At 50.1% G+C, this 880-nt stretch carries 1 protein-coding gene and 1 pseudogene; both read right to left on the reverse strand.

What is annotated here, in order from left to right; all coding sequences use genetic code 11:
- Nucleotides 1-148, reverse strand: a pseudogene (locus AWU74_RS06320) (transposase); the annotation flags it as partial.
- A gap of 23 nt (nucleotides 149-171) precedes the next feature.
- A complete protein-coding gene (locus tag AWU74_RS06325; protein WP_162504942.1) occupies nucleotides 172-633 on the reverse strand; it encodes a hypothetical protein in 462 nt (153 codons plus the stop codon).
- Between the last annotated feature and the right edge of the window lie 247 nt (nucleotides 634-880).

Genomic DNA, 880 nt, shown 5'->3' on the forward strand with positions numbered 1-880 from the left:
AAAACCGCTTGTGTATGCTGTTCCAATTCCCGAATTCCGGCGGTATGTCCCTCCACGGAGCGCCCGTGCGCGTCTGCCACGCTACCGCGTTGATAAACAGGCGGTTATCTTTCGCCACTCCCCCGCGTTTCCCTGCCTGTCCGGGCAACGCTGTTCCGTTCCGCAGCGGCTTTATTTCCAGTCAGTACGCCAGCCCCATATAAATGAAACCTCATACCCTGCCATTGATATAATCTTTGTTACGTCAACAATAGTAACATTGCTCTCTTTATTCTTACGTATATAAGGTATTCCAGCGTCTCGCAAATGACGTTCGTATCTGCCCTGACTGTCATAGCCAAAGGTGGTATTGAAACCATATTTATAGCTTTTATCGCCTCTTTTAAAAGCGTGAAATAGGTCTTCCCATTCGTCAGCTCCCCACACGCTGTTTTCGTCAAATTCTGTCTTGCCCGCCGGTCCTTCCAGCCAAATATGGTTATAGTATGAAGTTTTGCGGTCAGGATTTCCTTTGCTTATACTATCCACACTTGGAGAACTTGCCGGGCTGCCGCAGGAATAGAGAGCTGCCCCGATTCCCAGCGCGACTACTGTTACGGCTGCGCCCGTCAAAAACCTCTTCGCCGCATTCATCTTTTGCCTCCAAATATGGTTACTATGCATAAAGTATAAAATATGTTCCGCGCCCTGTCAATATTTTCGGGGCGCAAAAGCGGCGGCGGCAAGCGAGCCGCCCGCGCGGGAGGTTCTCGTTAGGCTAGGCAGTGTGGACTGGATAAAGGGAAAGAGGTAAAAAAGGAGCATGAAAAGAAAAGAAGGCATACACCGGCACGATATAAGCGACGAGGCGTGGGAACAGATAAAAGACCTGCTGCCCGGA

The sequence above is a fragment of the Treponema endosymbiont of Eucomonympha sp. genome (assembly GCF_001028545.1).

What these genes read in the sequence shown, in the direction of transcription:
- AWU74_RS06325 (WP_162504942.1), bottom strand. Translation starts at nt 633, where the DNA reads ATGAATGCGGCGAAGAGGTTTTTGACGGGCGCAGCCGTAACAGTAGTC.